This window comes from Nodosilinea sp. LEGE 07298 (genome assembly GCF_015207265.1).
Lineage (GTDB): Bacteria > Cyanobacteriota > Cyanobacteriia > Phormidesmidales > Phormidesmidaceae > Nodosilinea.
The window spans coordinates 1-1,565 of the sequence record NZ_JADEXE010000566.1; the positions used below are offsets into that span (position 1 = coordinate 1).

At 55.0% G+C, this 1,565-nt stretch carries 1 protein-coding gene; it reads right to left on the reverse strand.

Features of this window, described 5'->3' with window-relative positions; all coding sequences use genetic code 11:
- Window positions 1-41 precede the first annotated feature (41 nt).
- Window positions 42-1,483, reverse strand: a protein-coding gene (locus IQ273_RS33080; RefSeq protein ID WP_194027302.1) for an IS3 family transposase whose coding sequence is annotated in 2 segments (ribosomal slippage) — window positions 42-1,108 and window positions 1,108-1,483 — 1,443 coding nt in all. Because the reading frame shifts where the segments join, the coding sequence is not laid out codon by codon here.
- Window positions 1,484-1,565: the final 82 nt, after the last annotated feature.

Consider the following 1,565-nt stretch of genomic DNA (forward strand, 5'->3'; position numbering starts at 1 on the left):
CGGAATGTGTCAACAAAAATGAGACAAAAACTAAAAAGAGATTAGTGTGGAACCGCCGGGCTGTTAGGAGCCGCCAGCGGTGGATTGATCCAAACGGCAGTGGGCACAACAGGTGGGCTGGGCGGATGATGGACAAAGCGCTCAGGATGGGCGAGATAAGCCGTGTTTAGAACGGCTTGCCGTTGCTGAGTGACAACTTCAGCTTGGCCTGAATGCATCATGTTAGGTGTCAATAGACCAATGCCCCCATGATGATGCACCTGGTTATACCAGGCAAAGAAGCGTTGGCAAAAGGCCCTGGCATCTTCGATACAGCCAAACTGTGTGGGAAACGTGGGCTGATATTTCAAGGTTTTGAATTGCGCCTCCGAAAACGGATTGTCATTGGACACCTGAGGGCGGCTATGGCTCTTGGTCACGCCTAAATCAGAGAGCAGGAACGCGACCGTCTTCGAGGTCATTGACGTCCCCCGGTCAGCATGGAGCGTCAACTGCCCCGGCTCAATGGCCTGCTTCTGACAGGTGAGTCGAATCAAGCGCTCTGCCAACGCGCCGGATTCTCGATGCGCTACCATCCAGCCGACGACATAGCGACTGAAGACATCGAGAATCACATAGAGCTGAAAGTACGTCCATTTTTGGTGGCTACGGAGCTTTGTGATGTCCCAAGACCAGAGTTGATTGGGCGCTGTGGCCAACAGTTCTGGCTTGGTATAGGTGGGATGCTGGCGTTGCTGACGCCGGTCTTGGGTCTCGCCATCGGCGGCTAACAGTCGATACATGGTCCGTATCGAACAGAGGTAGGTGCCTTCATCCAAGAGCGTGGCGTAGACCTCAGCCACCGAACAATCCATAAATCGTTCTGAATTGAGGAAGGCTAACACCTGCTGCTGTTCTGCCACCGACAGGGAGCGCTGCGGTTTAGGTCGAACCTTACGGGCAGACGGCGTGGGCGGGCGACGCTGACGATACAGGGTGGCTCGACTGACGCCTAACGCGAGGCAAGCCGGGGCAACGCCCACGTCGAGCGCAAGGGCCTCAGCGGCACGGGTTAGTCGGGCTCGTCGCGATGGATAGGACTCAGCGAGATCCCCATTAACTGCGAGGCTTTTTTTTGGATATCGATGATCAGCTCGGCCTGCTGCATCTTGTGGCGCAGTTGTTGATTCTCTCGGCGCAATTGCTCTAGTTCTTGCTGAACCGGATGCGGAATCGTGGCTTTGCGGCCCCGCTTATTATCGGCCAGCGCTTGCAGTTGCCCCTGTTGTCGCTGGTTGCGCCAGGTACTCAACTGCGATGAGTACAGCCCTTCTCGTCGCAATAAGGCCCCGATTTCACCCAGTGCGGTGCAGCGATCTGCGGCTTCAACCATTTCGAGTTTATAAGCGGCGGTGAATTGACGGCGGACAGGTTTCTCTAGAACCTCGGGATCTGGGTGGGCAGCTTTTCCATTATGTTCATGATTCAAGAGCTGCGATGGCATAGAGTCTGACATGCGCGATAACCGTTCCTTCTACTTTAATTCGGACTGGCTTAGCTGTCTCATCTATTGTTGTCACAGTGGG